This window comes from Planomonospora corallina (genome assembly GCF_042650625.1).
In the GTDB taxonomy this organism is placed as follows: domain Bacteria; phylum Actinomycetota; class Actinomycetes; order Streptosporangiales; family Streptosporangiaceae; genus Planomonospora_B; species Planomonospora_B corallina.
Genome location: NZ_JBHSBM010000011.1, coordinates 569203 through 595916, shown reverse-complemented (window position 1 = coordinate 595916; position 26714 = coordinate 569203). Strand labels below are relative to the sequence as shown.

Annotated in this window: 22 protein-coding genes and 1 pseudogene; 8 read left to right on the top strand and 15 right to left on the bottom strand. The window is 73.7% G+C overall.

All coding sequences use genetic code 11. From position 1 onward, the window contains the following. From ACFOWE_RS07530 to ACFOWE_RS07520, 3 genes and pseudogenes are all read right to left on the bottom strand, one after another. Positions 1–622: pseudogene (locus ACFOWE_RS07530) on the bottom strand (lipid-transfer protein); the annotation flags it as partial. 11 nt (positions 623–633) lie between these two features. After that, positions 634–1587 (bottom strand): Zn-ribbon domain-containing OB-fold protein, encoded by a 954-nt coding sequence (locus ACFOWE_RS07525; protein WP_377286328.1) that lies wholly within the window; start codon positions 1585–1587, stop codon positions 634–636. Then, positions 1571–3121, bottom strand: coding sequence for an acyl-CoA synthetase (locus ACFOWE_RS07520; protein WP_377286327.1), 1551 nt, complete (start codon positions 3119–3121; stop codon positions 1571–1573). The genes ACFOWE_RS07525 and ACFOWE_RS07520 overlap by 17 nt, the downstream gene beginning before the upstream one ends. Positions 3122–3501: 380 nt before the next feature. Here ACFOWE_RS07520 and ACFOWE_RS07515 point away from each other — a divergent pair, with 380 nt between their 5' ends. From ACFOWE_RS07515 to ACFOWE_RS07490, 6 genes are all read left to right on the top strand, one after another. Continuing rightward, positions 3502–4890 (top strand): hypothetical protein, encoded by a 1389-nt coding sequence (locus tag ACFOWE_RS07515; protein ID WP_377286326.1) that lies wholly within the window; start codon positions 3502–3504, stop codon positions 4888–4890. 109 nt (positions 4891–4999) lie between these two features. Then, positions 5000–5737: a class F sortase gene (locus ACFOWE_RS07510; RefSeq protein ID WP_377286325.1), complete on the top strand. Its 738-nt coding sequence runs from the start codon at positions 5000–5002 to the stop codon at positions 5735–5737. A 115-nt stretch (positions 5738–5852) separates the two neighbouring features. Next, positions 5853–6668, top strand: a complete 816-nt coding sequence (locus tag ACFOWE_RS07505) for a crotonase/enoyl-CoA hydratase family protein (RefSeq protein ID WP_377286323.1) — start codon at positions 5853–5855, stop codon at positions 6666–6668. After that, on the top strand, positions 6665–7081 hold the full coding sequence (locus tag ACFOWE_RS07500; protein ID WP_377286322.1) for an inositol monophosphatase family protein: 417 nt from the start codon (positions 6665–6667) through the stop codon (positions 7079–7081). The genes ACFOWE_RS07505 and ACFOWE_RS07500 overlap by 4 nt, the downstream gene beginning before the upstream one ends. Positions 7082–7161: 80 nt before the next feature. Next, on the top strand, positions 7162–7491 hold the full coding sequence (locus tag ACFOWE_RS07495) for a DMT family transporter (protein ID WP_377286321.1): 330 nt from the start codon (positions 7162–7164) through the stop codon (positions 7489–7491). A gap of 228 nt (positions 7492–7719) precedes the next feature. Further along, on the top strand, positions 7720–8025 hold the full coding sequence (locus tag ACFOWE_RS07490) for a hypothetical protein (RefSeq protein ID WP_377286319.1): 306 nt from the start codon (positions 7720–7722) through the stop codon (positions 8023–8025). Positions 8026–8079: 54 nt separating this feature from the next. Here ACFOWE_RS07490 and ACFOWE_RS07485 read toward each other — a convergent pair whose 3' ends face one another. The 6 genes from ACFOWE_RS07485 to ACFOWE_RS07460 all read right to left on the bottom strand — a co-directional run bounded on the left by ACFOWE_RS07485 (position 8080) and on the right by ACFOWE_RS07460 (position 13838). Further along, a complete protein-coding gene (locus ACFOWE_RS07485) occupies positions 8080–8451 on the bottom strand; it encodes a hypothetical protein (protein WP_377286317.1) in 372 nt (123 codons plus the stop codon). Positions 8452–8648: 197 nt separating this feature from the next. Continuing rightward, the gene (locus ACFOWE_RS07480) at positions 8649–9764 is read right to left on the bottom strand and encodes an NAD(P)H-dependent flavin oxidoreductase (RefSeq protein WP_377286316.1); all 1116 of its coding nucleotides are present in this window, start codon (positions 9762–9764) and stop codon (positions 8649–8651) included. A 94-nt stretch (positions 9765–9858) separates the two neighbouring features. Beyond that, positions 9859–10605: a decaprenylphospho-beta-D-erythro-pentofuranosid-2-ulose 2-reductase gene (locus ACFOWE_RS07475; protein ID WP_377286314.1), complete on the bottom strand. Its 747-nt coding sequence runs from the start codon at positions 10603–10605 to the stop codon at positions 9859–9861. Positions 10606–10636: 31 nt separating this feature from the next. Then, entirely contained in the window at positions 10637–11983 is a 1347-nt protein-coding gene (locus ACFOWE_RS07470) for an FAD-binding oxidoreductase (RefSeq protein WP_377286313.1), read from the bottom strand. After that, positions 11980–12921 (bottom strand): decaprenyl-phosphate phosphoribosyltransferase, encoded by a 942-nt coding sequence (locus ACFOWE_RS07465; RefSeq protein WP_377286312.1) that lies wholly within the window; start codon positions 12919–12921, stop codon positions 11980–11982. The genes ACFOWE_RS07470 and ACFOWE_RS07465 overlap by 4 nt, the downstream gene beginning before the upstream one ends. Beyond that, positions 12918–13838: a DUF3068 domain-containing protein gene (locus ACFOWE_RS07460; protein ID WP_377286311.1), complete on the bottom strand. Its 921-nt coding sequence runs from the start codon at positions 13836–13838 to the stop codon at positions 12918–12920. The genes ACFOWE_RS07465 and ACFOWE_RS07460 overlap by 4 nt, the downstream gene beginning before the upstream one ends. 125 nt (positions 13839–13963) lie before the next feature. On the opposite strand from ACFOWE_RS07460, the gene ACFOWE_RS07455 reads away from it, so the two are divergent. Further along, positions 13964–15259 carry an acyltransferase family protein gene (locus ACFOWE_RS07455; protein WP_377286309.1) on the top strand — a complete coding sequence of 432 codons (1296 nt, stop codon included), beginning with the start codon at positions 13964–13966 and terminating at the stop codon, positions 15257–15259. Between the two features lies 1 nt (position 15260). Here the strand turns inward: ACFOWE_RS07455 and ACFOWE_RS07450 are convergent, their stop codons facing one another. Next, a complete protein-coding gene (locus tag ACFOWE_RS07450) occupies positions 15261–17129 on the bottom strand; it encodes a hypothetical protein (protein ID WP_377286308.1) in 1869 nt (622 codons plus the stop codon). Positions 17130–17205: 76 nt separating this feature from the next. Here ACFOWE_RS07450 and ACFOWE_RS07445 point away from each other — a divergent pair, with 76 nt between their 5' ends. After that, positions 17206–17994, top strand: a complete 789-nt coding sequence (locus ACFOWE_RS07445) for a class I SAM-dependent methyltransferase (RefSeq protein ID WP_377286306.1) — start codon at positions 17206–17208, stop codon at positions 17992–17994. On the opposite strand, the gene ACFOWE_RS07440 is transcribed toward ACFOWE_RS07445, so the two are convergent. The 5 genes from ACFOWE_RS07440 to ACFOWE_RS07420 all read right to left on the bottom strand — a co-directional run bounded on the left by ACFOWE_RS07440 (position 17944) and on the right by ACFOWE_RS07420 (position 26678). Then, complete coding sequence (locus tag ACFOWE_RS07440; RefSeq protein ID WP_377286304.1) at positions 17944–18936, bottom strand: DUF3068 domain-containing protein; 993 nt, start codon at positions 18934–18936, stop codon at positions 17944–17946. The two genes, ACFOWE_RS07445 and ACFOWE_RS07440, sit on opposite strands and share 51 nt — an antisense overlap. After that, the gene (locus ACFOWE_RS07435; RefSeq protein WP_377286303.1) at positions 18933–23117 is read right to left on the bottom strand and encodes an alpha-(1->3)-arabinofuranosyltransferase domain-containing protein; all 4185 of its coding nucleotides are present in this window, start codon (positions 23115–23117) and stop codon (positions 18933–18935) included. The genes ACFOWE_RS07440 and ACFOWE_RS07435 overlap by 4 nt, the downstream gene beginning before the upstream one ends. Before the next feature lie 19 nt (positions 23118–23136). Continuing rightward, a complete protein-coding gene (locus ACFOWE_RS07430; protein ID WP_377286302.1) occupies positions 23137–24477 on the bottom strand; it encodes a glycosyltransferase family 4 protein in 1341 nt (446 codons plus the stop codon). Between the two features lie 171 nt (positions 24478–24648). After that, the gene (locus ACFOWE_RS07425; RefSeq protein WP_255529966.1) at positions 24649–24780 is read right to left on the bottom strand and encodes a hypothetical protein; all 132 of its coding nucleotides are present in this window, start codon (positions 24778–24780) and stop codon (positions 24649–24651) included. Between the two features lie 143 nt (positions 24781–24923). After that, positions 24924–26678, bottom strand: a complete 1755-nt coding sequence (locus tag ACFOWE_RS07420; protein WP_377286300.1) for a hypothetical protein — start codon at positions 26676–26678, stop codon at positions 24924–24926. Positions 26679–26714 lie beyond the last annotated feature (36 nt).

Below are 26714 nucleotides of genomic sequence, written 5' to 3'. Positions count from 1 at the left end.
GGCCCCCGCCCGCCAGCACCACCGCGGCGGCGCCGTCGGCCGGCGGCGCGATGTCGTACGGCCGCAGCGGGGCGACGGCGGTCTCCTCCCCTTCCGGGTCGGGCAGGTCGAGGGCGTAGGGGTTGGCCCGCCCGGCGGCCCGGCTGCGCCGTACGACCTCGTCCAGCTCGGCCCGGTCCGCCCCGCGTGCCGAGGCCGCCAGCGCGGCGTAGGAGACCTGGTCCAGGCCGAGCGGGGCCAGGTAGTAGGGGTCGAGCTGGAGGGTCATCAGCCGGTGCGGGTCCGTCTGGGACGGCTTGCCGAAGCCGTAGACCAGCGCCGAGTCGACGTCGCCGTGCTGGAGCCGGACCCACGCCTCGTACAGCGCCCAGGCGGCGTCCATCTCCACGTGGCTCTCGGAGATCGGCGGCCAGGCGCCGAGCGCGTCGAGCGCGGAGACGAACGAGAACGGCGCCCCGGCGAGGTAGTCGCAGCTCCCCGAGCAGGTGAAGCCGAACGTGCGCAGGCCCGAGCGGCCGCGCACCTCCTCGATGACCGGCAGGAGCATCTCCGGTTCGCTCAGCCCCTCGTCGGCCGTGCTGTGCCGGGTCTGCGCGAACGCCACGACGGCCACCTCACGCATCTGCGCTCCCCCTACAGCTCTGCGTCCGGCTCGCCCGTGGGGGCGAACCACCTGATGTTCGACATCGAGTGCGGGGCCGGGAGCCGCTCCTGTTCCGGCACCCAGACCGCCCGCACCCGCATGCCCTGCCGTACCTCGTGCGCGGGCACGTCGCCGACCAGCGCGATCATCGGGACGTCCGCGCCGTCGAGCAGGATGTAGGCCGAGACGAACGGCACCTCGGGGGCGCGCGGGTCGGGCAGGTTGTTGATCGCGAAGGTGGTGACCGTCCCGGTGTCGGGCAGCTCCACCTCGCCGGTGATCGGCACGCCGCACTCGGGGCAGGACAGGCGGTAGGGCACGTAGACCTTGCCGCAGGAGCCGCACCGGCAGCCGATGAACACCCCTTCGGCCACGCCCTCCAGGAAGCGGGCCAGCGCCCGGCCGGGCCGCAGGCGGTACTCCGTGCGGACCGGGGAGACGATCTTCGTGACCTCGGGGACGAAGCTCTCGATGTCGGTGATGCGCCCGGAGCGCTCGGCCCGCCAGCGGGGGCGGACCCGCAGGCCGGGACGCACGGCGCGGGCCTCGCCGGCGTCCACCGCGTGGACCAGCGCGGTGTCCGCGCCGTCCAGGCGGATCAGCGCCCAGGCGAACGGCCGGTCCAGGGGGTGGCCGGGCAGGGGGTTCTGCACCCAGGCGTGGCTCTCGACGGTCCCGGCCGGGCCGACCTCGGTGAACTCGCCGGTGACGTCCTCGCCGGTGTCCGGGTCGTACTCCAGCGGCGGCACCAGGACCCGGCCGGCGGCCGTGCGGGCCCCGACGATCCGCGCGTCCCGCAGCTCGGTGAGGAAGCGCCCGATCACCGGCCCGGTGGTGCGGGTGTATCCGCCGGGGAACTCCAGCACATGATCGGCGACGCTGCCGGTGACGCTGTCGGCGGCCGTCTCCCCGGTCGCGGCTCCCGTCTCAGATGGCACGGTCATGTCCCTCCCAGTAGGGGTCGCGCAGCCGGCGTTTGAGGAGCTTGCCGTTGGGCTCGCGCGGCATCTCCTCGATGAAGTCGACGGACTTCGGCCACTTCATCCTGGCCAGGCGGCCCTCCAGGGAGGCGAGGAGCTCGGCGGCCAGCTCGGGCGAGGGCTCGACGCCGGGCGCGGGCTCGACCACGGCCTTGATCTGCTCGCCCCACTCCTCGTCGGGGACGCCGAACACCGCCACGTCGCCGACCTTGGGGTGGACCATCAGCTCGTTCTCGATCTCGGCCGGGTAGATGTTGGCCCCGCCCGAGATGATCATGTCGGCCTTGCGGTCGCAGAGGAAGAGGTAGCCCTCCTCGTTCAGGTAGCCGATGTCCCCGACGGTGAAGAAGTCGCGCAGCCGGTTGGCCTCCGTCTTGGCGGGGTCGCCCTTGTACTCGAAGGAGGCGCCCATCATCTTGATGTAGACCGTGCCGGGGGTCCCGGCGGGGACGGGCTCGAGGTTCTCGTCCACGATGAGGATCTCGCTGATCGGCCAGGCGGTGCCGACGGTGCCGGGGTACTTCTTCCAGCCCTCCGGGGTGGCGATCGTGCCGCCGCCCTCGGTGGCCGCGTAGTACTCGTAGACGACGTCGCCCCACCACTCGAGCATCGCCTGCTTGACCGGGACCGGGCAGGGCGCGGCGGCGTGGATCATCCACCTCAGCGAGGACAGGTCGTGGCGGCGCCGGGTCTCCTCCGGGAGCGCGAGCAGACGCTTGAAGTGGGTGGGGACCAGGTGCGAGTTGGTGACGCGGTACCGCTCGCAGAGCCGGAGCATCTCCTCGGCGTCCCAGCGGTCCATGTAGACGAGGGTGTGGCCCATGTGCAGCGCCGTGCCGCCGAACTGGGTGACGGCGGTGTGGTAGCTCGGCGAGGTGACCAGGTGGACGTTCTCCTTGCCGGTGGTGATGCCGAACAGGGAGAGCAGGAAGGACATCAGCTCGGCCGAGTCGTCCGGGTCCAGGCCGTTGAGCGGGCGGCGCACGCCCTTGGGCCGGCCCGTGGTGCCGGAGGTGTAGTGCATGGTGGCGCCCGCCGTGCGGTCGGGCGGCAGGCTGTCCGGGCGGCCGTCGGTCAGGTCCGAAAGCGGCCGGGCCCCGTCGACGCGGCCGAGGGCGAAGACGCGGTCGGCGGCGATGCCGGACTCCGCGGCGCCGCGCATGCCCTCGGCGGCGTGCCGCTCGTGGACGAAGAAGGCCCTGGCCTCGCTGTCGGCGACGATGTAGCCGATCTCGGGACCGGTCAGGTGCCAGTTGACCGGGGTGTAGTACCACCCGGCCTGCAGCGCCGCCAGGTAGAGCACCAGCCCGTCCGCCCCGTTCGGGGCCAGGCCGCAGATGCCGTCCCCGGCTTCCAGGCCCAGCTCCCGCAGGCCGTGGACGAGCCGGTTGGCGCGGGCCAGCAGGTCGCCGGCGCGGTGTTCGGTGCCGTCCGGGTCCACGGCCGCAATCCAGTCAGGATCCGCCTGCGCCAGTCTCCAGAAGCCGAGCGTGCCCATCGCAGGTCCCCTCTGGTCGGAAGGCACCCGGGCCGCCGGAGCGAGACGCGTCCGGGGAGGTCGCGTCAGGACGGCCGGCGACGCGGGAGGTCACGCACGAGAACGTGTTCTTGTGCGCAGGGGCAGACTAACCCGCCGAACGTCACCTAACAAGCGTTTGATTTTAAACCTTTCGCCTGTCCGGGCTTTACCTTCTCCTCACGAATGGCGGCCTCATGGTTACTCTCCGTTGCTATAAGGTAAGGAGAGAGTCAAGTTTTGGGGCGAAGCTGCCTATTTGTTCCGATTACGAATTTTGCTCGGTCAGGATGAAGACCGAGAGACAGCGTCCCCTAGCTGGACTCCTACTGACCAGCCGCCGTCTCCGTTATGGGGAGATCATGCGTTTCACCAAGTCCCTGGCAGCCGCCGGTGCCCTCGGCCTCGCCGTACTGACCGCTTCTCCGGCGTTCGCCGACGACATCGACGGCGCCCCGGCCGAGTCCGCTGTCAGCACGACCGAGGCGCAGGAGAAGACCGACGCCGCCGTCACCGCGCCCGGCGCGGACGCCCCCGCGACCACCCCCGAGGTGGAGCAGCAGACCGCCCCGGCCGCCGACCCGGCGCCCTCGGAGGAGTCCGGGGAGACCCGGGAGCACACCAAGCCCTCGGAGCAGCCCGACCCCCTGCCGGAGCCCGCCGAGACCACCCCGGCGACCACTCCGGCGCAGCCTGCCGAGCCGGCGCAGCAGGAGCCGCCGCAGGCCGAGATCGGCAGGCGGCCGCTCATCGACCGCGTCGACGTCACCCCGGGCGCCCTCGTCCGCGGCGCCTCCTACACCGTGACCGTCCGCACCGAGAACGTGGAGAACGGCGAGCCGGTCCTCGTCCGCGGCGTCGGCGGCGAGAAGGCCCTCGGCCGCGTCCGCGACGACCGGGCCGTGATCCGGATGAAGGTCCCGGCCGACGCCCGCCTCGGTGAGCACACCGTGCGCGCCGGCATCCGCGGCCTCACGCCGGGCGAGGCGTGGATCGTCGTCAAGCCCGCCCCCGCCGCGAAGCTCGGCCTCCGGCTCGACCCGGGCACCCGCCTGGCCGGCCAGAGCTACCGGGCCGTCATCACCACCGAGAAGGCGAAGCCGGGCACCGTGGTCACCGTCAAGGACCCGGGCGGCCGCACCCACCGGGCCAGGCTCGACGCGCGCGGCACCGCCCGGATCACCCTGACCGTCCCCAAGGGCACCAAGCCCGGCCGGCACACGGTCTCGGCCACGCTGCCGGACGGCGCCTGCGACTCCGCGGTGCTGACCGTCGTCAAGCACCACGTCCGCGCGGGCCGGATCGCCCTGGACCTGACCCCGGACACGGTCTTCGCCGGCGGGAAGTTCACCGCCCTCGTCGCGACCACGCACGTGGCGCCTGGCACCAAGGTCACCATCTACGACCCGGCCGGCGAGCCGTTCACCGTCAAGGTCGACAAGAACGGCACCGCCATCAAGAAGTTCCACGTGCCGTCCAGCACCGACGCGGGCTCCTACTGGTTCACCGCCAAGCTGCCCAACGGCCAGAAGTCCTCGGCCAAGTTGACCGTCCTGACCTGGAAGGTCAAGGCCAGCCACGACTACACCCCGCGGGGCGGCGCGCAGACCGGCGGCGGGCGCATCGAGCGGAACCTCGCCGCGAACCCCTCCGCCACCGGCGGCTCCGCCCTCGGCTCCCTGGTGCTCGGCGGCGCGCTGATCGCGGGCGGCTCCGGCGCGGCGCTGTTCTCCCGCCGCTTCGAGAACTGAGGATCCGAGAACCGAGGACCCGTCCCGGGTCGCGGACCGCCCGGTCCGTGCCCCGGGCGGTCCGCGTCCCGGCTCCCGACCATCCCGACCCAAGGCAGGTGACACGGCCATGCCCGGCCTCACCCCCTCCATGCGCCGCATCGTCCTCACCGCGGGCGCGGCGCTCGCGATCGTCAGCGGCGCGCTCGTCACCGGAGCCGCGCTGACCGACGACCCCCCGTCGGCCCTCCCCGCCCGGGGAACGGCCGCCTCCGGCCCCTCCGAGTCCCCCTCCGACGGCTCCTCCGGGTCGCGCGGGCCTTCCGGGCGCGCGAAGCCCTCCGGGTCCTCCCGCGAGGAGGGCCGCGTCCCGGCCGCCGGCAAGCCCGCCTTCACCGCCGCCGAGCCGCTGGCCGCCTCCGAGCCGGTCGGCCTCGACATCCCGGCGATCGGGGTGAAGGGCGCGCCGATCGACCCGGTCGGCCTCAACCCGGACCAGACCGTCGAGGTCCCTCCGCTGAACCGCCCCGAGCTGGTCGGCTGGTACAAGCACCGCCCGACGCCCGGCGAGGCCGGCCCCGCCGTGCTGCTCGGGCACGTGGACGCCCACGGCAGGCCAGCGGTCTTCGCCAAGGCGCACACCCTCGCCCCCGGCGACACGATCAGGGTCAGGCGCGCCGACGGCCGCACCGCCGTCTTCGCCGTGGACGACCTGGAGCGGGTGGACAAGGACGCCTTCCCCACCGACAAGGTGTACGGCGAGACCTCCGCGCCCGAGCTGCGGCTGATCACCTGCGGAGGCGCCTTCGACCCCGCCACCGGGCACTACGAGGACAACGTCATCGTCTACGCCCACCTGGTGGACTGAGCCCGGGGCGGCACCGCCCGCGTGCCCGTCCCGCGTGCCGGGACGGTCCCTGGCGGCGCGCGCCGTGCCGATCTATGATCACCGGCCAAGCGCTTGCCCGAAGCGGAGGTCGCCAGTGGAACTGCTCCCGATCAGCACGCCGCACTGCCGGATCGAACGCGACGGCCACGTCGTCGTCGTGACCATGGACCGGCCCGAGGCCAGGAACGCCCTCTCCACGGACATGCTGGTCGGCCTGGCCGACGCGTGGGCCTACGTCTCGGACGAGCCGGAGGTCCGCGTCGCCGTGCTGACCGGCGCGCACGGCACCTTCTGCGCGGGCGCCGACCTCAAGGCCATGGGCCGGCCCTCGTCCGACCCCCGGGTCGCCGAGCGGGCCGCGCGGATTCCCGACTACCACTGGAAGGGCCTGCTCCGCGACCCCGGCGCACGGCCCACCAAGCCGGTCGTCTGCGCGGTCGAGGGCCACGCCGTGGCCGGCGGCACCGAGCTGCTCGTCGGCACCGACCTGCGCGTGGTCGCCGAGTCGGCCACGCTCGGCCTGTTCGAGGCGCGCCGCGCGCTCTTCCCGATGGGCGGCTCGGCGGTGCGGCTCCCCCGCCAGATCCCCTACGCCTTCGCCATGGACATCCTGCTGACCGGCCGGGCGGTCACCGCCCGGGAGGCGCTGGCCATGGGCCTGGTCAACCGGGTCGTCCCGGACGGCACGGCCCTGGAGGCGGCGCTGGAGCTGGCCGGGCAGGTCGCCGCGTGCGGACCGCTGGCCGTGCAGGCGATCCTGCGCACCTACCGGGAGGTCGAGGGCCTGCCCGAGGCCGAGGCGCTGAAGGTCTCCGACGCCATCGGCTGGCCGGTGATCGGCTCCGAGGACGCCAAGGAGGGCTCCCTGGCCTTCCGTGAGAAGCGCCCGCCGGTCTACCGGGGCGAGTGAGGCGCCCGGCCGCCCGGCTCCTGGCCGATCCGGAATTCATCGAGCGCTTCCGGCCGCGCGTCGTCTCCACCACCCTGGCGGTGGCGAGGGTCGCCGCCGGTCGGCGCGCCGCGTACGTCACCGACGGCCATCTGCGCGACAGCGTGCACTTCGCCGCCGGGATCGCGTTGTGCCGGGCCGCCGGATGCGTGGTGACCGGCCTCGACGGCCGGCCGCCGCACACCGGCGCGGGCGGGCTCGTCGTGGCGGCCGACCGGGAGACGCACGCCGCGCTGCTGGAGCTCATCGACGACCAGTTGCCGTCCGGCGACCGGTTCCCCCGCGACGGGAGCCCGGAGAACGCCCGCCGCCTGCGGGCCGCCGTCGACCGGCTGGAGCACGGCGGCGGGACGGGGGAACCTCTCACGAAGTGATCGCCGTCCTCGGGGACGGTGCCGATACACTCCCGCCGGGAAGGCACCGGTACGGCACGGCTTGAGGGGGAGGCTCGCACATGGCCTGGTTGATGCTGGCGGGGGCGATCGTCTCGGAGATCCTGGCCACCACCGCGCTCAAGCTCAGCGACGGCTTCTCCCACAAAGGCTGGTCGCTGCTCGTCGTGGCCGGGTACGGCACGGCGTTCTTCCTGCTGGCCCGGGCGCTGAAGCTGCAGATGGAGATGGGCACCGCCTACGCCGTCTGGTCGGGGGTGGGCACCGCCGCCATCGCCGCCATCGGCGTGCTCTTCCTCGGCGAGAGCCTCAGCCTCGCCAAGGTCGCCGGGATCGTCCTGATCGTCGCCGGCGTGGTGGTCCTCAACCTCGCCGGAGGCGGCGCCCACTGAGCCCACCGGAGCGGCGGCTCCGGGCCCGCCGGCACTCTATGGAACGGCGGAGCGACCACCTTTGCCACATATCGGGCCGACCATAACAATCGAATCAATCGCGACGATCGCCGACATTCGTTGATCACTGTCGCTAGCATCCCTTGCCTGACCGCCCTCTCCCGAGGGCCGCTCCGCCGTCCCGGCAACCGGCCGGAGCGGCGGGCCGTTCCCGTGCAAGGAGGAGAAATGATCGTTTGGCGCGGATGGGGAATCCTGGTCGTCCTGGTGGCGGGGGCGCTGGCGGGCGGAGGCACGTTCCTCGGCACGGTGCTGGGAGCGGACCCGCAGAAGGCCAACCTCGGCACGGTGCTCGGCCTGCTGCTCGCCGGGGTCGCCGTCTGGTTCCTGGGGGTGCGGATGAACGTCCCGCCCGCCGACCGGCCTGGCGCGCCGCGCAACCAGCACACCCTGTTCTTCGTGCCGATGCAGTTCTGGGGCCCGCTCCTGGCCGTCGGCGCGGTCGCGGCCACGGTCGTCATGATCACCGGCTGACGGGCGCCCGGCCGTCGCCGAGGGCGCGGCCGGGCGCGGGAGCCGCCGGGGCGGCTACGTCCCCCGGGGGACCGGCCCGCCCGCGGCCCGGCGCCGGCCGATGATGATCAGCGCGCCGCCCCCGGCCAGGCCGGCGACCGCTCCGGCGGCGAGGTACCGCGCTCCGTCACGCTGTGCGGCGTGCTCCTCCCCGTCGGACTCGGCGTAGGAGGTGTACCGCCCGGCCTCCTGCTTCAGCTCCTCGTGGCGTGCGGGGTCCGCCTCCTTGACGCTCTCCGCCTCCTTCAGCAGCGCGCCCGCCTTCGCCAGGTGCGACTCCAGCCGCTCCTGGGTCTCGGCGGCCCGGGAGAACGCCAGAACGCTCACGCCCGCGGCGACCAGGGCCGCCACCAGCAGCCCGGCCCCGAGCCACGACATCCACTTCACCGGTCTTCCTTCCGTCTCATGCACATCCGCATGGACGGTAGTCCCGCCTCCTGCCCGGCGCGTCCGCCTGACGGGTGATGTCACGTCCCGCTTTAGAGTGATATCAACAGGTCTATCCCGATTAGGCGCGCCTGTCCGGCTCGGGGTGGCGCGGACACGCCACGCCACAGAGACCCGCGGCGCGGACGCCCAGCCGGTCAGTCGCGGGTCAGTCGCTCCAGGCGCTCCATGGCCTCGACGTACTGCTCGACCATGCCGAAGACCACGTCCCGGGCCGGCTTCACCTGGTTCATGGTCCCGATGATCTGGCCTGCCGGGAAGGTGGCCAGCTCCGCGGCGTCGGAGCGGCCGATCCGGCGGAGCGCGTCGGAGATCAGCATGAACTGGAGCGGCATCGGGAGCGTGCCCGGCGACTCGGCGGACTCCCAGGCGTCGGTCCACTCGTTCTTCAGCAGCCGGGCGGGCTTGCCGGTCCACGAGCGGGAGCGGACCGTGTCGCGGGAGGTCGCCTCCAGGATGCGCCGCTTGGCCATCTCGGGGGTGTCGGCCTCCTCCACGGTCAGCCAGATCGACCCGGTCCACACGCCCTCCGCGCCGAGTGCCATGCCCGCGGCCATCTGGCGGCCGTCACCGATGCCCCCGGCGGCGAGCACGGGCACGTCCACCGCGTCCACGACCTGCGGGATGAGCACCATCGTGGAGATCTCACCGGTGTGCCCTCCGGCCTCGGTGCCCTGGGCGACGACGACGTCCACGCCGACCTCGGCCTGCTTGACCGCGTGCCGGGGGGTGGAGGCGAGCGCGGCCACCTTGACCCCGTGCGCGTGGGCGAGCTCGACGATGTCGGCGGGGGGCGGGCCGAGCGCGTTGGCCAGCAGCGCGATGGGGTGCCGGAGCGCGACCTCGACCTGCGGCCGGGCGGTGGCGTCGGTCCAGCCGAGCAGGACCCTGCCCGCGTCGGACTCCTCCCCCAGCGGCGGCACGTCGTGCGCGGCCAGCAGGTCGTCGACGAACTTCCGGTGCCCCTCGGGGATCATTCCCTGCAGCCGGGCCACCAGGTCCTGCGGGGAGTCCACCCCGAGGTCGGCGCCCGCGTAGGAGGCGGGCATGACCACGTCGACGCCGTACGGCCTGCCGTCGACGTGGTCGTCGATCCACTTGAGCTCCATCTCGAGCTCTTCCGGGGTGAAGTAGAGGGCGCCGAGCACGCCCATCCCGCCGGCGCGGCTGACCGCGGCGACGACGTCCCGGCAGTGGCTGAACGCGAAGATCGGGAACTCGATTCCGAACATGTCCGTGACACGGGTCCGCATGGGCCCACGGTATGACCGGGCCCGGCGAACTGCAACGCGTTCTAGTACAGAATATTTCCCCCTTACTAGCGAGTAACTATAACGAGAACACGTTTCAACGCGGCATTCTGCGCCAGATCGCCCGGGGCAGCGCGCGCATCACCGCGAACACCGGCCGCAGCGCGCCGGGCACCCACACCACCTCGGCTCCGGAGCGCAGCCCGGCGACCACCGCGTCGGCGACCTGCCCGGGGGTGGAGGAGAGCGGCGCGGGGGTCATGCCCTCGGTCATCCTGCCGATGACGAAGCCCGGCCGCACCACCATCACCCGGGCGCCCGAGCCGTGCAGCGCGTCCCCGAGGCCCTGGGCGAAGCCGTCCAGGCCGGCCTTGGCCGAGCCGTACACGAAGTTGGCCCTGCGCACCCGGACCCCGGCCACCGAGGAGAGCACCACCAGCGTCCCGTGGCCCTGCTCGCGCAGCCGCCGGGCGGCGGCCAGCCCGGCCGAGACGTGCCCGCCGTAGTTGACCGCGACCGCCCGCGCCGCCGCCACCGGGTCGGCGTCGTACTCCTCCTGCCTGCCGAGCACGCCGAAGGCGGGGATCACCACGTCCAGGTCGCCGACGAGCTCCGCCGCGGCCTCGATCACCTCGCCGTGCGTCTCGGGCCGGGAGGCGTCGAAGTCCAGCAGGTGCACCTCCGCCTTCCCGATCACCGGCGGCTCGCCGCCGGCCGCGTCCCGGGCGGCGAGCACCACCCGGCGGGCGCCGCCCGAGACCAGCCGCTCGACGATCGCCAGCCCGATCTCGCTCCGGCCGCCCAGCAGCAGCACCGTGTCCACCGAGCCCAGGGCGTTCCTCACCGCGCCGCTCCCCTCTCCTGCTCCGGCCGCCTCACAGGCCGAGCCTCCGCGCCAGGTCGGTGCGGAACACCCCGGCCGGGTCCACCTCGTCGCGGATCCCGCGCCACTCCGCCAGCCTCGGGTACATCGCGGCCAGCGTCTCCGCCGCCATCCGGGAGTCCTTGGCCAGGTAGATCCGCCCGCCGGCCTCCGCCACCTGCTCGTCGAACAGGCGCAGCAGGCGGGCCAGGCCGCGCTGCCCCGCCGGGATGTCCAGCGCCAGCGTCCAGCCGGGCAGCGGGAACGAGAGCATCCCCGGCGTGCCGGGGCCGAAGCGCTTGAGCACCGTCAGGAAGGAGACCACGTTCTCGGCGGACAACCGGGCGACGATCCGCCGGAGCGTCGCCTCCTGCCCGAACGGCACCACGAACTGGTACTGCACGAAACCGCGCGGGCCGTAGATCCGGTTCCAGCCGTCCACGAAGTCCAGCGGGTGGAAGAAGGGAGCCAGGTCCTGGACGGAGGTGCCGGGACGGGACTTGAGGTACCACGCCTCGTTGAAGGCCCGGACGGTCAGCGGGTTGAGCAGGCCGCCCGGCGCCCACGGCGGGGCCTTGAGCAGGGCGCGGGGGGCGAACTCCAGCGGGTCGGCGCCGCGCGGCAGCTCGCCCCGGGTGGCGTGGTCGCCGCGGGTGAGCACGCTCCGGCCCATCCGGCCGCCCCGGGCGAGCAGGTCGATCCAGGCGACCGTGTAACGGTAGCGGTCGTCGGTGGCGGCCATCGTCTCGAGGGTCTGGTCCAGGTCCCGGGTCCGCTCGACGTCCACCCGGACCCGCGAGGTCTCGATCGGCACGCACCGGAAGGACGCCTCGACGATCACCCCGGTCAGCCCCATGCCGCCCACCGTGGCCCAGAACAGCTCGTCGGCGGGGGTCAGCGTCCGGACGGCGCCGCCGGCGGTGACGAGGGTCAGCGAGCGCAGGTGGGCCCCGAAGGAGGAGTCCACGTGGTGGTTCTTGCCGTGCACGTCGGCCGCGACCGCGCCGCCGACCGTCACGTGCCTGGTGCCGGGGGTGACCGGGACGAACCAGCCCCTGGGCACCAGGGCCGCCATCAGGTCGTGCAGGCTGAGCCCCGCCCCGGCGGTGACCACGCCGGTGCCCTCGTCCAGGGACCAGGCGGTCAGGGCGGTGCAGTCGACGACCAGGCCGCCGGAGTTCTGCGCGGCGTCGCCGTAGGAGCGGCCGAGCCCGCGGGCGGCGACGCCGCGGCCCGGCGCCCGCCGTACGAGCTCGGCGACCTGCTCCGCCGAGGCGGGCCTGGCCAGCCGGGCCGGGGTCGGCGCGGTACGGCCCCAGCCGGTCAGGAAGGTCGTTCCGGGTGGTGCGGAGGTCTTCATGTGAGGTAGATGCCGATCGTCAGGGACACCAGCAGGGCGGCGATGAACAGCTGCAGGGGACGGTCGCTCAGGGCGAGCTCCTCCGGCTCCTCCCCGGCGCCCCGGTCCACCAGGAGATTGTGCCGGAGCACGATGAGGACGAAGGGCACGATGCTCACGGCGTGGAACGGCAGGCCGGTGGGCTCGTTCAGCGCCCACAGGCAGTAGGTGACGATCATCGCGCCCGAGGCCATGGTGCGGACCTGGGTGAGATAGGCGGGGCTGTAGGAGGCCAGGATCGCCCGCGTGGTGTTCCCGCTGGCGTTGCGCCGCGCGGCGCGCACCTCGGCCTCGCGCTTGCCCGCCACCAGCTGCAGCGAGCCGAGCGAGACCACCACGAGGAACCAGCTCGTCACCGGCACGTCCACGGCGACCGCGCCGGCGAAGGCCCGGATCACGTGGCAGGCCGCGACCGCGACCAGGTCGACCACCGGCTGGTGCTTGAGCCAGAACGTGTAGGAGAAGGTCAGCGCCAGGTAGCCCGCGACGACCGCGGGCAGCCGCCAGTCGCCGGAGAGCGCGGCGGTCGCCGGGGCCGCTGCCGTCAGCGCGGCCCCGGCGGCCCTGGCGAGCGCGACCGGGACCAGGCCCGCCGCGACGGGGCGGAACCGCTTGCGGGGATGCCTCCGGTCGGCCTCGACGTCCGCGGCGTCGTTGAGGAGGTAGGTGCCGCTCGCGGCCAGGCAGAAGGCGGCGAAGGCGATCAGCGAGCCCCGCAGGCCCTCGGCGGTGCCCAGCACGCCGGCCGCCCCGGGGGCGGCGAGGACCAGGGTGTTCTTCAGCCACTGGCGGGGCCGGCAGGCCCGCACCAGCGCGGCCGGGGAGAACCGCCGGCGGGTGCGGACGGTCGCCGGCGGGTCCGCCGGCGACCGTTCGGCGGTTCTCTCCTCGCCCGTCACGCCCTGGCGTGCGCGCCGCGGGCCACGAAGAACCCCGCCGCCAGCAGGACGATGCCGAGCACGAGCAGGACCAGCGGGATGGTGACCTTGATGAGGCTGATCTGGTTCTTGCTCTCGACCGCGTTGTTCACCAGGGTGTTGACCGTCTCAGGGGTCATCCTGAAGGTGGCCCGCAGGGCGGTGATGCTGTGCGCGCCGTCGGGGGTGCGCAGGACCTCGTCGCGCTGCTGCTCCTGCTTGAGCGGAGAGCCGGTGACGGGCTCCACCCAGAACGTGTTCTTGCCGGTGTGGTAGCGGTCCGCCTGGACGTCACCGGTGGTGTCGGTGATGCCGAGGATGGAGGCGGGCACGTTCCGGGTCTCGGTCCTGGTCTCCGGGACGTCCTGCTCGAAGCGGTAGGCGAGCACGCCGTTGACGTGCTCCTCGCCGACGAAGCGGGCGTCGAACGCCTTGCCCGTGACGGAGTTGAAGACCTTGTAGGTCTTCTTCTCCACGTCGAAGGGCCACTTGTAGATCTGGCCCTCCAGGGTGACCGGCTTCTTGTCGATGTTCACCGAGCAGCAGGTGACGCCCTCACCGCTGTACTTGTTGAAGGCGCTGCGCCGCTCGGTCAGGGTGATGCCGGGGTTGCCGTTCGTCTCGTCGTTGACCGCGGTGAACTCGTCCCAGACGACCGTGTCGTCCTTGGCCTGCGCCACGTCGCCGCGGACGGTGACCGTGACGCCGAGCTTGGCGGTCATGACCCTCAGGTCCTTGATGCTGAAGTACTGGGCGCCCTCGGCCTCCAGCTTGTTGACGCCGTACTGCGCGGCGGGCGCGGCGATCAGGCTGCCGGCGATCTGGAAACGCACGAGGGGTGCCAGGACGATGAGGAAGGCTCCCAGGGCCAAAAGAACGATCCCGACTATTCGGCGCATTGATCCTCCTGGGGGGGCTCCCACTGGGGGCAGGTGGTCATGAAGGGTGAAATGTACTTAAATCACGTTCTACTCGCCAGTATGTTAGTGAGGCCGATCACCCACGTCACCAGGGATGCCGAAAAGTGACCGAAACAAGTTCTAGATCGGAATCCGCCGTCGGCCAGGGGATTTCCGCCGCCGGAGGCCACCTGGACGCCCTCGACGGGGTGCGTGCGGTCGCCTCGTTCCTGGTGCTCACCTTCCACGTGGCGGCCGAGTCCGGCGCCGTCCTGCAGGAGGGCTTCACCGGAGCGCTGCTCGCCCGCGGCGACGTGGCCGTGCCGGTCTTCTTCGCCCTCTCCGGCGTGCTGCTCTACCGGCCCTTCGCCGCGGCGGCGCTGACCGACCGGGCCTCGCCCCGGGTGGCCGCCTATCTGTGGCGGCGGGCGGTGCGCATCCTGCCCGGTTACTGGCTGGTCGTGGTCGTCGCCATGTTCCTGTGGTCACGCGACCACCTGTCGGACGTCTGGACCTGGCTCACGCTCCTGCTCCTGGGCCAGAACTACGACCTCGACCCGTGGTGGAACGGCCTGGCGCCGCGCGGCCTGGCGCAGATGTGGAGCCTGTGCGTGGAGGTGGCCTTCTACATCCTGCTCCCCCTGCTGGCCGTCGCCCTGGCGGCCTTCGCCCGGCGCGGCGGGACCCGGGCGGGCGGCGCGGACCGCGAGAACGGCCGGGACGGCGGGAGCAGCGGAGACGGCGGGGACGGCGGGGACGGCGGGGACGAGGTCGGGCGGCGGGCCGTACGGCTCCTCGCCGGGCTGGGCGTGCTCACGGCGGTCTCCTACGGCTGGACGCTGCTGACCCACTACGTCTGGCAGGAGTCCCTGCTCAACCTCTGGCCGCCCCGCTCGATGGGCTACTTCGCCGCGGGCATGGCGCTGGCCGTGGTCATGGCCTGGGCCGCCGCCCGGCCGCAGAGCCCCGCGGCGCGCTTCGGCCACGGGGTCGCCGCCTCCCCCGGAGCCTGGTGGCTGGTGGGCGCCCTGGCCTACGCGGTCGCGGCCTCCCCGGTGACCGGCGGCCGGTTCCTCGGCACCGACAACGTCTGGGCGGACCTGTCCGAGCTGCTGCTCTACACCACCGTGGCCTTCTGCCTGCTCGCCCCGGCCGCGCTGGCACCGCCGGGGGACTCCCCCGTCCGGCGGCTGCTGGGCAACCGGGTGATGCGCTTCCTCGGCAGGGTCTCCTACGGCGTCTTCCTCTGGCAGTTCGTCGTGCTGTACGGCTGGTACGAGTTCACCGGGCAGCAGGCGTTCTCCGGCGACTTCCCCGGCAACCTCGCGGCCGTGGCCCTCATCACCCTGGGCCTGGCGACCGTGACCTACTACCTGCTGGAGAAGCCGCTGCAGCGGCTGAACCGCCTGGTGAGGCGCTGACTCACGGGGGCGGGGCGGCCGGGGCTCCGATGGCCAGCCCCTTCAGGCAGACCTGCGCACCCGGATCGTCGATGACGATCCGGACGCCCCTCCCCGCCGTCCTCATCGGGAAGTAGATCGTGTCCCCCGGAGTGGCCCTCAGGTTGAGCACGAGCCGCTCCCGGCCCACCTCGAGGGTCACCGAGGCCGACCGTGCCGCCGAGTAGAACAGCGAGCCCGCGGTGACCGGCCCGCCCGCCGAGACCGCCTCGGGGACGAGCACCGCGCCGTCCGTCACCGGCAGGCAGAACCCGCCCGGCGGCAGCGGCTCGAAGAAGCCGAAGACGCCCATCTCCACCAGGCGGCCCTCCTGGTCGAAGACCTTCGCCTCGTGGGAGGGCTCGGGGTGGGTCATCCTGGCTCTCAGGGCCGGGCGGGCCAGCGGGGTGAGCACCCGGCTGCTGAGCCGCCCGTCCCCGAACCACGGCACCATGACGTGATCGGGCACCGGCGTCGGGTAGATCACGGTGTCGTCCGGCGCGGCCGCCAGCTCCGCCCTGACCGTGTCGAAGTAGCCCCGGATCCGGTCGACGGACAGACCGGACCGGTAGTCCTCGATCGAGATCACCGACACGACCAGGTAGGCCCCCGCGGCCAGCCCCGCCGTCAGGGCGCGCAGCGAGCCACCGGGCAGCGGGCGGCGGTAGGCGTCCCGCTCCCCCGCCAGCGGCAGCAGCGCGAAGCCCAGGCAGAGCATGAGCACCACCACGGCGTCGGCGACGTAGCGGGGCTCGGCCCCGCTCGCCGCGACGCTCCCGCTCCGGGCGATCACGGCCGGGACGGCGTCGGCGAAGAGCAGGTAACCGCCGAGCAGCACCCAGGCCCGCACCGCCCGCCGCCGGTGGACGACGGTGGTCACCACCACGGCCGCGACGACCACCCAGGAGATCGCCACCAGGGTGTCGGAGGGGGCGGCCAGCCCGCCGGTCACGCCGTTCGACAACCAGCCGAGCGGGCCGCCGACCGCTCCGCTGGGGAAGGTGCGGCCCACCATGGTCCCGACCATCTCCAGCGCATGGCCCGTCTGGGGGAGCACGGCGCCCTCGACGGGCGCGGCGCTCCTGCGCGCGAGGTAGAGGGCGGTGTAACCGCCCATGATCGCCGCGTACGCGCCCCAGAGCCGCCGGTGCCGGCCGAGCTCGCGGAGCATGGACCGGATCCAGCCGATCTGCCGGTCGCGGAGGAAGGCGGTGGTGACCGCGAAGAGCACGAAGGCCACGAAGACGCCCTTGATGCTGAAGGCCATGCCCATCAGCCACCACCCGAGCGCGCGCCGGCCGTACCGGTCGCCCTCCCCCCGGGCGAACCTGACCTGCGCGGTCAGCGCGAGCACCATCGCGAGCTGGAGCGGGACCGCGTTGATCGCCGCCGCCCACCAGCCGAACCCCGGGATCGTCAGCGGGGAGAACAGGAACACCGTCAGCGGGAGCAGGATCATCGGGCGGTACCCGAACAGGAGCCCGAGCAGCCGGAACGCGGCCACGCTGAGCAGCGCCTGCGCGGCGGTGGTGACCGAGGCCACCAGCGTCCAGTCGTAGGCGGAGGCGTGCGACAGCACCCAGGTGAGCGCGAACGCGCCCGGCATGAAGTGCCCGTTGTGCACCCGGAGCAGGAAGTCCGGGGTGAGACCGCTCTGGTAGGCGTTGCCGACGAAGAGCAGGTCGTCCTCGACGAAGTAGGAGTCCTTCAGGACCAGCACGTGGAGCACGAGCGAGGCCGCGATGAGCAGGACCGCCCCGGCCGCCACCGGCCTCCGGAGCCCGGGGGCCCGGCTCGGCAGGGCGAACCGCGTCCCCGGCGGGCCCGTCCGTTCCTCCTGGCTGGTCCCCACCTGCGGTCCTCTCCGACTCCTCATGGCGCGGAAGATCACCTTACGAGCCCGCCTGGATCGTCAGCAATACGGTGTTATGCTCCGGCGCACCCGATTCTTTCACCACGGTGAGGAGCAGCGGTTGGAAACTCCACAGGCACCGTTCCGGGCCACGCTCGGCCGGTCGGTCCGGCTGCTGAGCGCCTTCCGCAAGGAGCAGAGCGACCCCGACTTCTTCTACGGCATGCTCGCCCGCGACACCGTGGCCCAGCTGGCCGCCCACACGGAGCTGAACGGCGCGCTGGTGGCCGACATCGGCGGCGGCCCCGGCTACTTCACCGACGTGCTGCGGGCCTCCGGAGCCCGGCCCGTCTGCGTGGACTGCGACGCCGGGGAGATGATGGCGCGGGCGGGCGCGGCCCCGGAGGGCGCGATCCTCGGCAGCGCCCTCGACATCCCGCTGAAGGACGGCACGGTGGACGTCTGCTTCTCCTCCAACGTCCTGGAGCACGTCCCCGACCCGTGGCGGATGGCCGACGAGATGGTCCGGGTCACCAAGCCCGGCGGCGTCGTCTACCTGTCCTTCACGAACTGGCTCTCCCCCTGGGGCGGGCACGAGACCTCCCCCTGGCACTACCTCGGCGGCCACCGCGCCGCCGCCCGCTACACGCGCCGGCACGGCAAGGCCCCCAAGAACGTCTACGGCAGCAGCCTCTACCCGGTCTCGGTCGGGGCCGCGCTGCGCTGGGCCAGGCGGAACCCGGACGTCCAGGTCCTGGACGCCCTGCCCCGCTACCACCCCCGCTGGGCCACCTGGATCGTCCACGTGCCCGGCCTACGCGAGATCGTGAGCTGGAACCTGCTGCTCGTGCTGCGCCGCCGCTGACGGCTCCTGTGGCTGCGCCGCCGGACCGGTCCGCCGGCGCAGCCACAGGGCGAGCGCGGTCAGGATCGCGCCCAGCGCGCCGGAGCCGCCCGGCAGCACGTCCCGCACGACGGCCGCCCACCGGGCGAAGGCGCCTGCCTCGGCGGCCAGGGCCGCGACGTCGTCGCGGGACATCGTCAGGTGTGCCTCCAGGCTCACCTTGCGCTCCACCTCGTCGGCGGTGCGCAGCGCCTGCCGGTGGACCTCCTCGACCTTCACCGTCAGGCCGCTCTCCGGCTCCACCCAGAGCGTGCGGGTCACCTCGACATACCGGGAGACGCCGACGGAGCGCCACCCCGGCAGGCCCATGACCTCGCCGGGCAGGGTCCCCGGCAGGTTCTCGACCCTGATCGGCCCCGCGCTGTAGCGGTAGCGGTAGGTCCGGACCCCCTCGACCTCCTCCTCCCGCTCGAACCGGAGCGGGACCGACCGGCGCAGCACCGTGTCGAACATCGGGTAGGAGCGCGGCTCGGCCCGGAACGGCAGCCGGAAGGCCAGGCCCGACTGCCACACCCCGGCGTCCTCGTCGACGTACTGGCCGCAGCAGGCGACCGTCATCCCGGTCCTGCGGTCGAACGCGCTGCGCCGCTCGTGGTAGTCGATCCGCTCGCCCTCGGCGGTCTCGAGCGAGGTGAACTCGATCCAGACCGCGGTGCCCCCGTCCCCGGCGGCGACGTCGCCGCTCAGCGTCGTCGTGGACACCAGCGGGACGCCGGTCCTCGAGGTGAGCGTGGCGGCGTCGAAGTAGGCGCCGCGCTGAGTGGTCAGGCGGTAGGTCCGGTCCTGCTCCAGCGGGAGCGCCAGGACGCTCTCGTAGACCTGGAAGCGGAGCAGCGCCGCGAAGCTGAGGAAGAAGGCCCCGACCGCGAGAAGCGCGGCCCAGGAGATCCGCGGTCCGCTCACGATCCCACCGCCACCCGCTCCGGCCGCCGCAGGACGAGGGGCTCGGGCTCCCGCGGGCCGCCCGGCCGGCCGGGGACCGAGGCCGTCAGCCAGGCGAGCGCGACGAGGCAGAGCACCTCGGCGACGACGTCGGTGAGCAGTCCCTGCCAGGACGGGACGAGCGTCCGGCCGAGCGCGGCCGCGAGCCCGGCCAGGCCGAGCGGGACCGCCGGCGACCACGTCGCGGTCACCGCCTCCGCCACGCCGAACAGCGTGCCGCCGCGCGCGTGCCGGGCCTCGGCCACCGTCTCCAGCCAGGCGTGCAGCGCCAGCGCCGCGCAGACGATCACGACTCCGGCGAGGCCCCCGGTCCACATCCCCATCACCGGGGCGAGCGGCCAGATCCAGGCCCGGCGGACCACGGCCGGGGCGGTGCCCGCGGGCGGGCGCACCCGGCGCCGCGGGGGCACGGCCGCCACCGCGACCACCAGGAGCACGAGGACCAGGCCGGCGGCGAGCGCCGTCCGGTACGTGGCGTCGGGCTCGAAGCGGAGGGTCACGGTGCCCGTGATGGCGGGCACCTCCCACGCCTGCCGCCAGCCGTCCAGCCTGACCGGTTTCAGCTCGGTGCCGCCCAGGTAGGCCTTCCAGCCGCGGTTGTGGTTCTCGTTGACCACCAGGTAGGAGGGCTCGGTGGTGGAGATCCGCACGCGCCGCTCCGCCTGCCCCCACTGCTCGGTGACGGCGGCGACGGCGTGCGTCCCGGAGTCCGCCGTGCCGGTGCGCGCCCAGGGGGCCGCGGAGGTGCGGAAGAGCATCGACTCGATCCGGAAGGCGTCCGCGGCGGCCACGTTCACCCGTACCGGACCGGCCGTCAGCTCGACCCGCGCGCAGGCGCGGTAGCCGACCGGGCGGCCGGCGGCCACGTCGCCCAGCGTCCCCGACACGATCTGGGTGGGCACCGCGTTGCCGTTCACGGTGAGCGCCGGGCCGTAGCCGCAGGGCAGCCGGAGCGGGAGCGACTCCAGCGAGCCGAGCGGTTCGACCCCCGGGACGGCGATCTCCGCCACCTCGATCGGCCGGGAGGCGGAGGCCGTGAACGTGATGGCCAGCTTCCGGGCGCGCAGCGGCGTGAAGGTGAGCCGGTCGTCCTCGCCGACCCAGCCCCGCACCGTGCGGCCGCCGCCCCGCACGGTCACCCGGACCGGCGGCCGGCCCAGGTAGGAGTCGGGGAAGGTGACCTGGAGCCAGGAGAGCGTCCGCACCTCGCCGAGGTCGACCGTCAGGGTGGGATGCGGGTCCCGGGGGCTGGCGTACCAGAGCGTGCTCAGGTCGCCGTCCATCGCCGAGCGGCCGAGCGCCGCCGGATGGTCGGTGGCCGTGGAGGAGACCGACAGCTTCGGGAAGACGCCGGGCACGGCGGTGAGCCGCTGGGCCGTGGCGGGATCGGTCAGCACGGCCCGCCCCGTGACGGCGTTCGGCCCGCCCGTCCGGGCGGTGAACTCCCGGTTGAAGGCGTGGCCGTCCTCTCCCTGGATCTCCAGGTGCGGCGAGCAGGTCCACGTGCCGGACCCGCGCATGCAGGCGGGGGCCGTCCCCTGGCGGGTCAGGAGCACCGCGCCCGGGTCGTCCTCACCCGGCACGGGGACCCTGAGCCTGCGGGTGGCGTCCACCCCGGGGATGTCCACCTCCGTGATCCCGACCCGGTTCCCTACCGCCGTCCCCAGCCCCCGGGTCACCTTGGTCACCCGGATCCGCAGCCACGAGCTCCGGCCCGGCGGCGGGGCGACCGCCTGCGGACCGGCCGTGTCCTTGACGGGGACCAGGCGCGTGCCCGCCTCCGTCTCCACGGCGATCTCGGCGACCGCCGGGCCGACGGCCCTCTCGAACGCCACGGTGAGGCGCGGTATCTGGACGCCGTCGGTGAAGCGGACCTCCCACCACTGGTCGACCGTGCCGTCCCAGCCGTCGGAGCGCCAGCTCGTGCGCAGGTCGCCGTCCATCGCCGCGTACGGCTGCCGCCCCGGGTCCCGCGTCGGCGCGGGGGCGGTGACCGACGACTCGGAGGAGGAGGCGAGCACGTCCGCGATGCCGGAGTAGGCGGCCGTCGCCATGGCGCTCTCCCAGGCCGGGTCGGTCACGTCGGTGACGGCGTCGCGCTCCATGGGCTGTTCGGCGGTGAGCGTGGCGGAGGCGGAGCGGCGCACGTCGCCGAAGACGAGCTCGCGCCGGCGCATCGTGTCCGTCGCCACCGTCCGGTGCGGGGGCAGGGCCTCCCGTCCCGGCTCGTCGCCGACCAGCGTGGCGCGGTCGTCGTCCAGCAGCCCCTCCTCGGCCATGGCGAGCACGGCCTCCGAGGCGCCGGTCACCCGGAGCGTGTTCTCGCTCGGGACGGTGGAGACCGCCGGGGCGGGATCGGGGACCGCGTAGACCTCCAGCGCCGGGTAGGGCTGGTCGAACCAGCCCGCCGCCACCGGGGAGGACCGTGTTCCCAGCTCGGGGCCGAAGGAGGCGACCCGGCGCAGGCCGGTGGACTCGGCGAGGGTCTCGTGGACCCGCGCCGGCCAGGCCGTGCCGAGCGTCTCGCGCGCCAGGTCGTTGCGGACGAGCAGGTAGGTGACGCCGATCCGGCGCAGTGCCGAGGTGAGGCCGGGTGAGCCCTTCCCGGTGGAGAAGCGCTCGTCGACGGCCGACAGCAGCCGGGCGAGCCCGGGTGATCCCCAGGGCACGTTGCTGTGGGCGGCCCAGCGCACGGTCAGCAGAGACTGCATCGGCTCGTCCATCGGGCGTCCCCACACGTACCTGCCGTGACCCGTGCCGGGCACGGCGAGCACCATCCCGTCGCCGGTGTGCTCGTTGAGCCAGGTCGTGGCCTCGCGCCAGTAGCCGGGCACCTCGTCGAACCCTCCGGCGGGGGTGACGCCGGCGAAGGCGACCGGCGCCGCGGTGAGGATGAAGGCCCCGGAGGCCGCCAACGTCACGGGCCTGCGCAGCCCGCCGCGCAGACCCGGCACGGTGAGGCGGCGCAACCGGTCGGGGACGGCCGCCGGGAGGGCGGCCAGGCCGAGGGCGAGCGGGAGCCGTACCAGGGCGTCGAACTTGTGCAGGTTACGGAAGGGCGCGAGCAGGCCGTCCAGCAGCGCCCGCACCTGGTCGGTCCAGGGGTGCGCCAGCACGTCGGTGTGCCCGAAGGAGATGACCGCCACTCCGGCCAGCGCGGTGAGGGCCAGGAACGCCCGCTCGGGGGTGGTGCGGGAGGCGATGCCCGCGACGCCGAGCCCGGCGACGAGCGCGGTGGCCGCGATCAGCCAGGGCGTGGTCGCCTGCTCGAAGGCGGCGGGCAGCCACGCCCGGCCGTCCACCGGCAGGAAGGAGAGCCAGGTGGACGTGCCGCGCAGGATGTTGAGCAGCGACGTGACCTGCGTGGTGACGGACGCCGTCTCGATGAAGGGCAGGAAGGAGAAGATGTACTGGCCCATCACCAGCAGCGGCACCAGCCACCACATCGACACCGCGGCGACGCAGCCCAGCCACCAGACCAGCAGGCGCCGCCTGCGCGGGCCGGCGCGCCGGGTGAGCAGGTACAGCAGCGGCACGACCAGCACCGCGAGCTCCGCGACCGCGTTGACGCCGCCCGCGAAGACGAACGCCAGCGCCGACAGCGCCGCCGCCCGGCGCGGGCTGGTGTCCCCGCCCGCGCCGCGCACGAGGGGGAGCATGATCCACGGCAGCACCGCGCTGGGCTGGAACTCCGAGGAGTTGAAGCCGATCAGGGTGACCGCGTGCGGCGCCAGCGCGTAGGCGAAGGCGCCCAGGATCCGGCTGGCGGGGGTGCCGATGCCCATCGCGCGGGCCAGCCGTTCCACACCGAGGAAGGCCGCGCACAGGACCGTGGTCATCCACAGCCGCTGGATCTGCCACGGCGGCATGTCGACGGCCTCGAACAGGGCGTAGAACGGCCCCATCGGGAAGAAGTAGCCGTGGGCCTGGTTCTGCAGGTGCCCGAAGAACGCCCCGTCCCACAGGTGCGCGGCCCGGGACAGGAAGCCCAGCGGGTTGAGCGCCATGTCGAGCTTGGTCTCGGAGATGACCTTGCCGGGGGCCGTGTTGAACGTCACCGCCGCGAGCAGCAGGCAGCCCGCGAGGAGACGCAGCCGGTGCCGCAGCCGGGCGGATGCGGTATCCGTGCTGACGAGCGTCATCAAATGGTCACCGTGTGGCTCACGTGATCTCGGTCTCGCCCACGGCGAGACGGAGATCGGGGGTCCCGGTCAGCGGACGGGCCGCGTCCGCGGACCGGCGTCGGCGGTCGGACATCGATATTTCAGACATCGAGAGTTCTGTGGTGATAAGTCTGGTCATAGTAGCGCCGGTCCGGCCCCAGGTGAACTCTCCCGCCCAGGCCCGGCAGGCCTGCTGGACCTCCGCGCGCCGCGCCGGGTCGGACAGCTCCGCGATCGCCCGGTCCACCACCTCGGCCAGCGTCTGGCCCTCCCGGACCAGCCAGCCGGTCACACCGTCGCGGACCGAGTCGCGCAGCCCCGCGACGTCGTAGGCGACCGTGGGCACCCCGAAGGCCGCCGCCTCGATCACGGTCAGCCCCCAGCCCTCGAACTCCGAGGCCGTGACGTTCAGCAGGGCCGAGCCGAGCACGGCGTTCTTCTCCGGCTCGGAGAGGAAGCCGTGCAGGTGGACGCGGCCGGCGACGCCCCGCTCGGCGACGAGCGCGGCCAGGGACTCCGACTCCGGCCCCCGCCCGACGACGTGCACGTGCAGGCCGGGGTGGCTGCCGCCCAGCTCGGCGGCGAGGCCGACCACGCGGTCGACCCGCTTGTGGCCGACCAGCCGGCCCAGGTAGACCAGGGCCGGGTCGCCCTCGGCGGGCCGTCCCTGCCCTCCGACGGGCCGGGCCACCGGGCTGCCGTTGGGGACCACCTGGATCGGCGCCCGCCAGCGCAGCTTCGACCGCAGCTCCTCGCGGGAGGACTCCGAGACGGTGATCGTCGTACGGCGGCGGTAGAGCAGGCGGGCCACCGGCCCCTCGACGAAGCAGCCGATCCTGGCCAGCCAGGCCGGGAAGAACGCGTAGAACTGCCGGTCGTGCACGTGGTGCACCAGGCAGATGACCGAGGTGCGGCGGCGCACCACGAGCGGGGAGAAGAAGGGGATGCCGTTCATCGAGTCGATGACGACGTCGAAGGAGCGCCGGTGCAGCAGCAGCCAGAGCGGCACGAGCAGGTAGACGAGGAAGCGGTTGCCCATCCGGTGCAGGGTGATGCCGTCGAGCCGCTCGGTCCGGGCCTGGCCGGGCTCCCGGCTGGTCACGAAGTGCACCGTGGCGCCCTGGGAGACGAGGTAGCGGCTGACCTGCCAGGCGTACTCCTCCGCCCCGCCCGCCACGGACTGCTGCGGCTCCCGGAAGTTCAGCAGCGCCACCCGGACGCCGGCCAGCGGCGCCTGGACCCCGCGCTCGGGCCCCGGGTCGGACTCGACGCTCAACCGGGGCCGCGGGGCGGCCGGCGTGTGCGGCGTGGCGGCCGCCTTCCCACCGGATAGGACCACGATCTCTCCTCACTCCGTGCGCGCACGAGGCCATGGCCGGATCAGGGCATGGCGAGAGCACACCCGTCGCCGATCATTGATGTCCGGCCCCGCGGCCGGTGGAAGAAGTGCCCGGCCTCGCCGGCCGGTGAAGAAAGCGTCCTCAGGGGCCGCTGCGTACGGCCCCTGGGATCACTTGTCGCCGTAGTTGTACAGCGGCCGGTTCGGCGGCTCCGGCGTGGGCGCGGCCACGTTGACTACCGCCACAGAGGCGCCGACCGCAAGGACCGCTCCGACGGCCAGTGCTGCGAGCACACGGATCACTGAAGCTCTCCCTCACAGATTCGGACAGTGTGCCGAGAGTAGAACGTGATTCACGCCATAAGCCATAGGCTTAGTAAAACCGTGACAAAGTAAGTTACCCTCCAGTACCCCCACACTTACGGCGTACCAGCAGGTCATACGGGTCAGGAGAGGCGGATGAGACGGAGTTCCCGCCCAGCGAAAACAGTCACGCCACCCTGTAACGTGTTATCGGAACTCTGTTCGAGTACGTAGCGGACTCCGAGGCGCGCGAGCGCCGCCGCCCGCCCGGACGGCTCGCCGCGCAGCGCCTCGCCGGCCTCGCGGGCCAGCGGGTCCTCCGACGCCACCCGGATCCGGCCCCCGCCGGGCGTGCCGACGAGCAACTCGTCGTTCCAGACCACCCGCCGGGCGAAGAGCTTGGTCGCCGGGTCCAGGACCACCCGCCCGCCGTTCCAGGCGAAGGCCCGGTGCGCCCCCCACGGCAGCGAGACCAGCGCTCCGCCGGCCGGGTCGGTGTTCACGATCCGCTGGACGTGCCGCCACTCGTCCGGATAGTCGACGGCCTCCAGCCTGCCGAACGCCCCCAGCGCGAAGGTGGGCAGCACCAGCACCGGCACGGCCACCGCGACGGCTGCGGCGACTCCGGCGGCCCCGACGGTCCCGGCCGCTCCGGTCGCCCCGGTCGCCCCGGTCGCCCCGGTGGCTCCGGCGGTCCCGGCGGTCCCGGCGCCCCGCGGGGCGAGCAGCCGTACGGCGCCGGCCAGGCCGAGGGCCTGGAGCAGGACGAGGGGGGCCAGGTGGAGCTGGCCGTCCCGGAGCGGGCCGAACCCCGGCCACCAGCCGATCAGCGCCTTCAGCGCGCCGGGCGCGAGGACCCCCAGGAGCGCGACGCCCAGCCCGGCCCCCGCCGCCGCGGCCAGCCCCGTCCGGTACGGCACGGCGCCGCGCAGCCGTACGAAGCCCCAGACCGCGACCGCCGCCAGCAGGAGCCGCACCCCCGCCGACCACCAGGACTCCTGTCCCGGCACCACCGCGTGCGCGTTCCAGATCCCGCCCAGCCCGAGCAGACTGCCGGCCACCCCGAGCGGGCCGTCCGCGCGCGCCGCGAAGGCGTCCACCCCGGCCGGGTCGGTCGTGGCCCCGCTGAGCAGGGCGGGCACCATCCACGGCAGGCTCAGCACGCCCAGGACCGCCGCCGTCTCTCCCACCCGGCGCAGCCGTGCCGCCCATGGGGAGCGGGGGCGCGCCCGGGTGCCCGGCGCCGGGGTCCCGCCGGCGGGGCCCACCGCCGGGTCACCCGCGGCGGGCGCCCCCGCGGGCAGGGCCGCCGCGACGGCCAGGACGGTCAGCGCGGAGACCAGCATCGCCTGGAAGCCGCCCACCGCCGCCGGGACCAGGGCGAGGGCGAGCCGGAGCCGCCCGCCGCGCACCACGGCCCGCACCGCCCAGGGCAGGCCGGCCACCCCCAGCAGCAGCGCCCACTGCCCGAGCAGGAGCCGCTGGGCGAGGTAGGCGTTCCAGGCGTAGAAGGCCGCCGCGGCCAGGCGCGGCCCGAGCCCGCCGGAGGGCACCAGCGCCGCGGCCCCCGAGGCGGCCAGCACGAAGATCCCGAGCAGGATCGCCTTCTGCACCGCCTGCGCGGGCAGCACGGCCGCCAGCAGCGCGACCACGAGGTCGCTGGGCACGGCCCGGGGGAAGCCCTGCCCGGCGAGCACGACCGGCGGGTCCGGGACGAACACCATGTCGTAGCGGAGCACGAACCCCGGGCCGAGCGCCGGGCCGAGGGCCAGCGCCCCGAGCACCAGCCCTAGCAGCGCGGGCGCGGCGGCCGCCGCGCGCGACCGCCACGCGGGCGGCAGGCTCCGGGCGGGCGGGCGCTCCGTGGACGGCAGGCCCCGCGTGGACCACCGTGGCACGGCCGGAAGGTTCCGCCCGGACGGCGGACCGAGGAG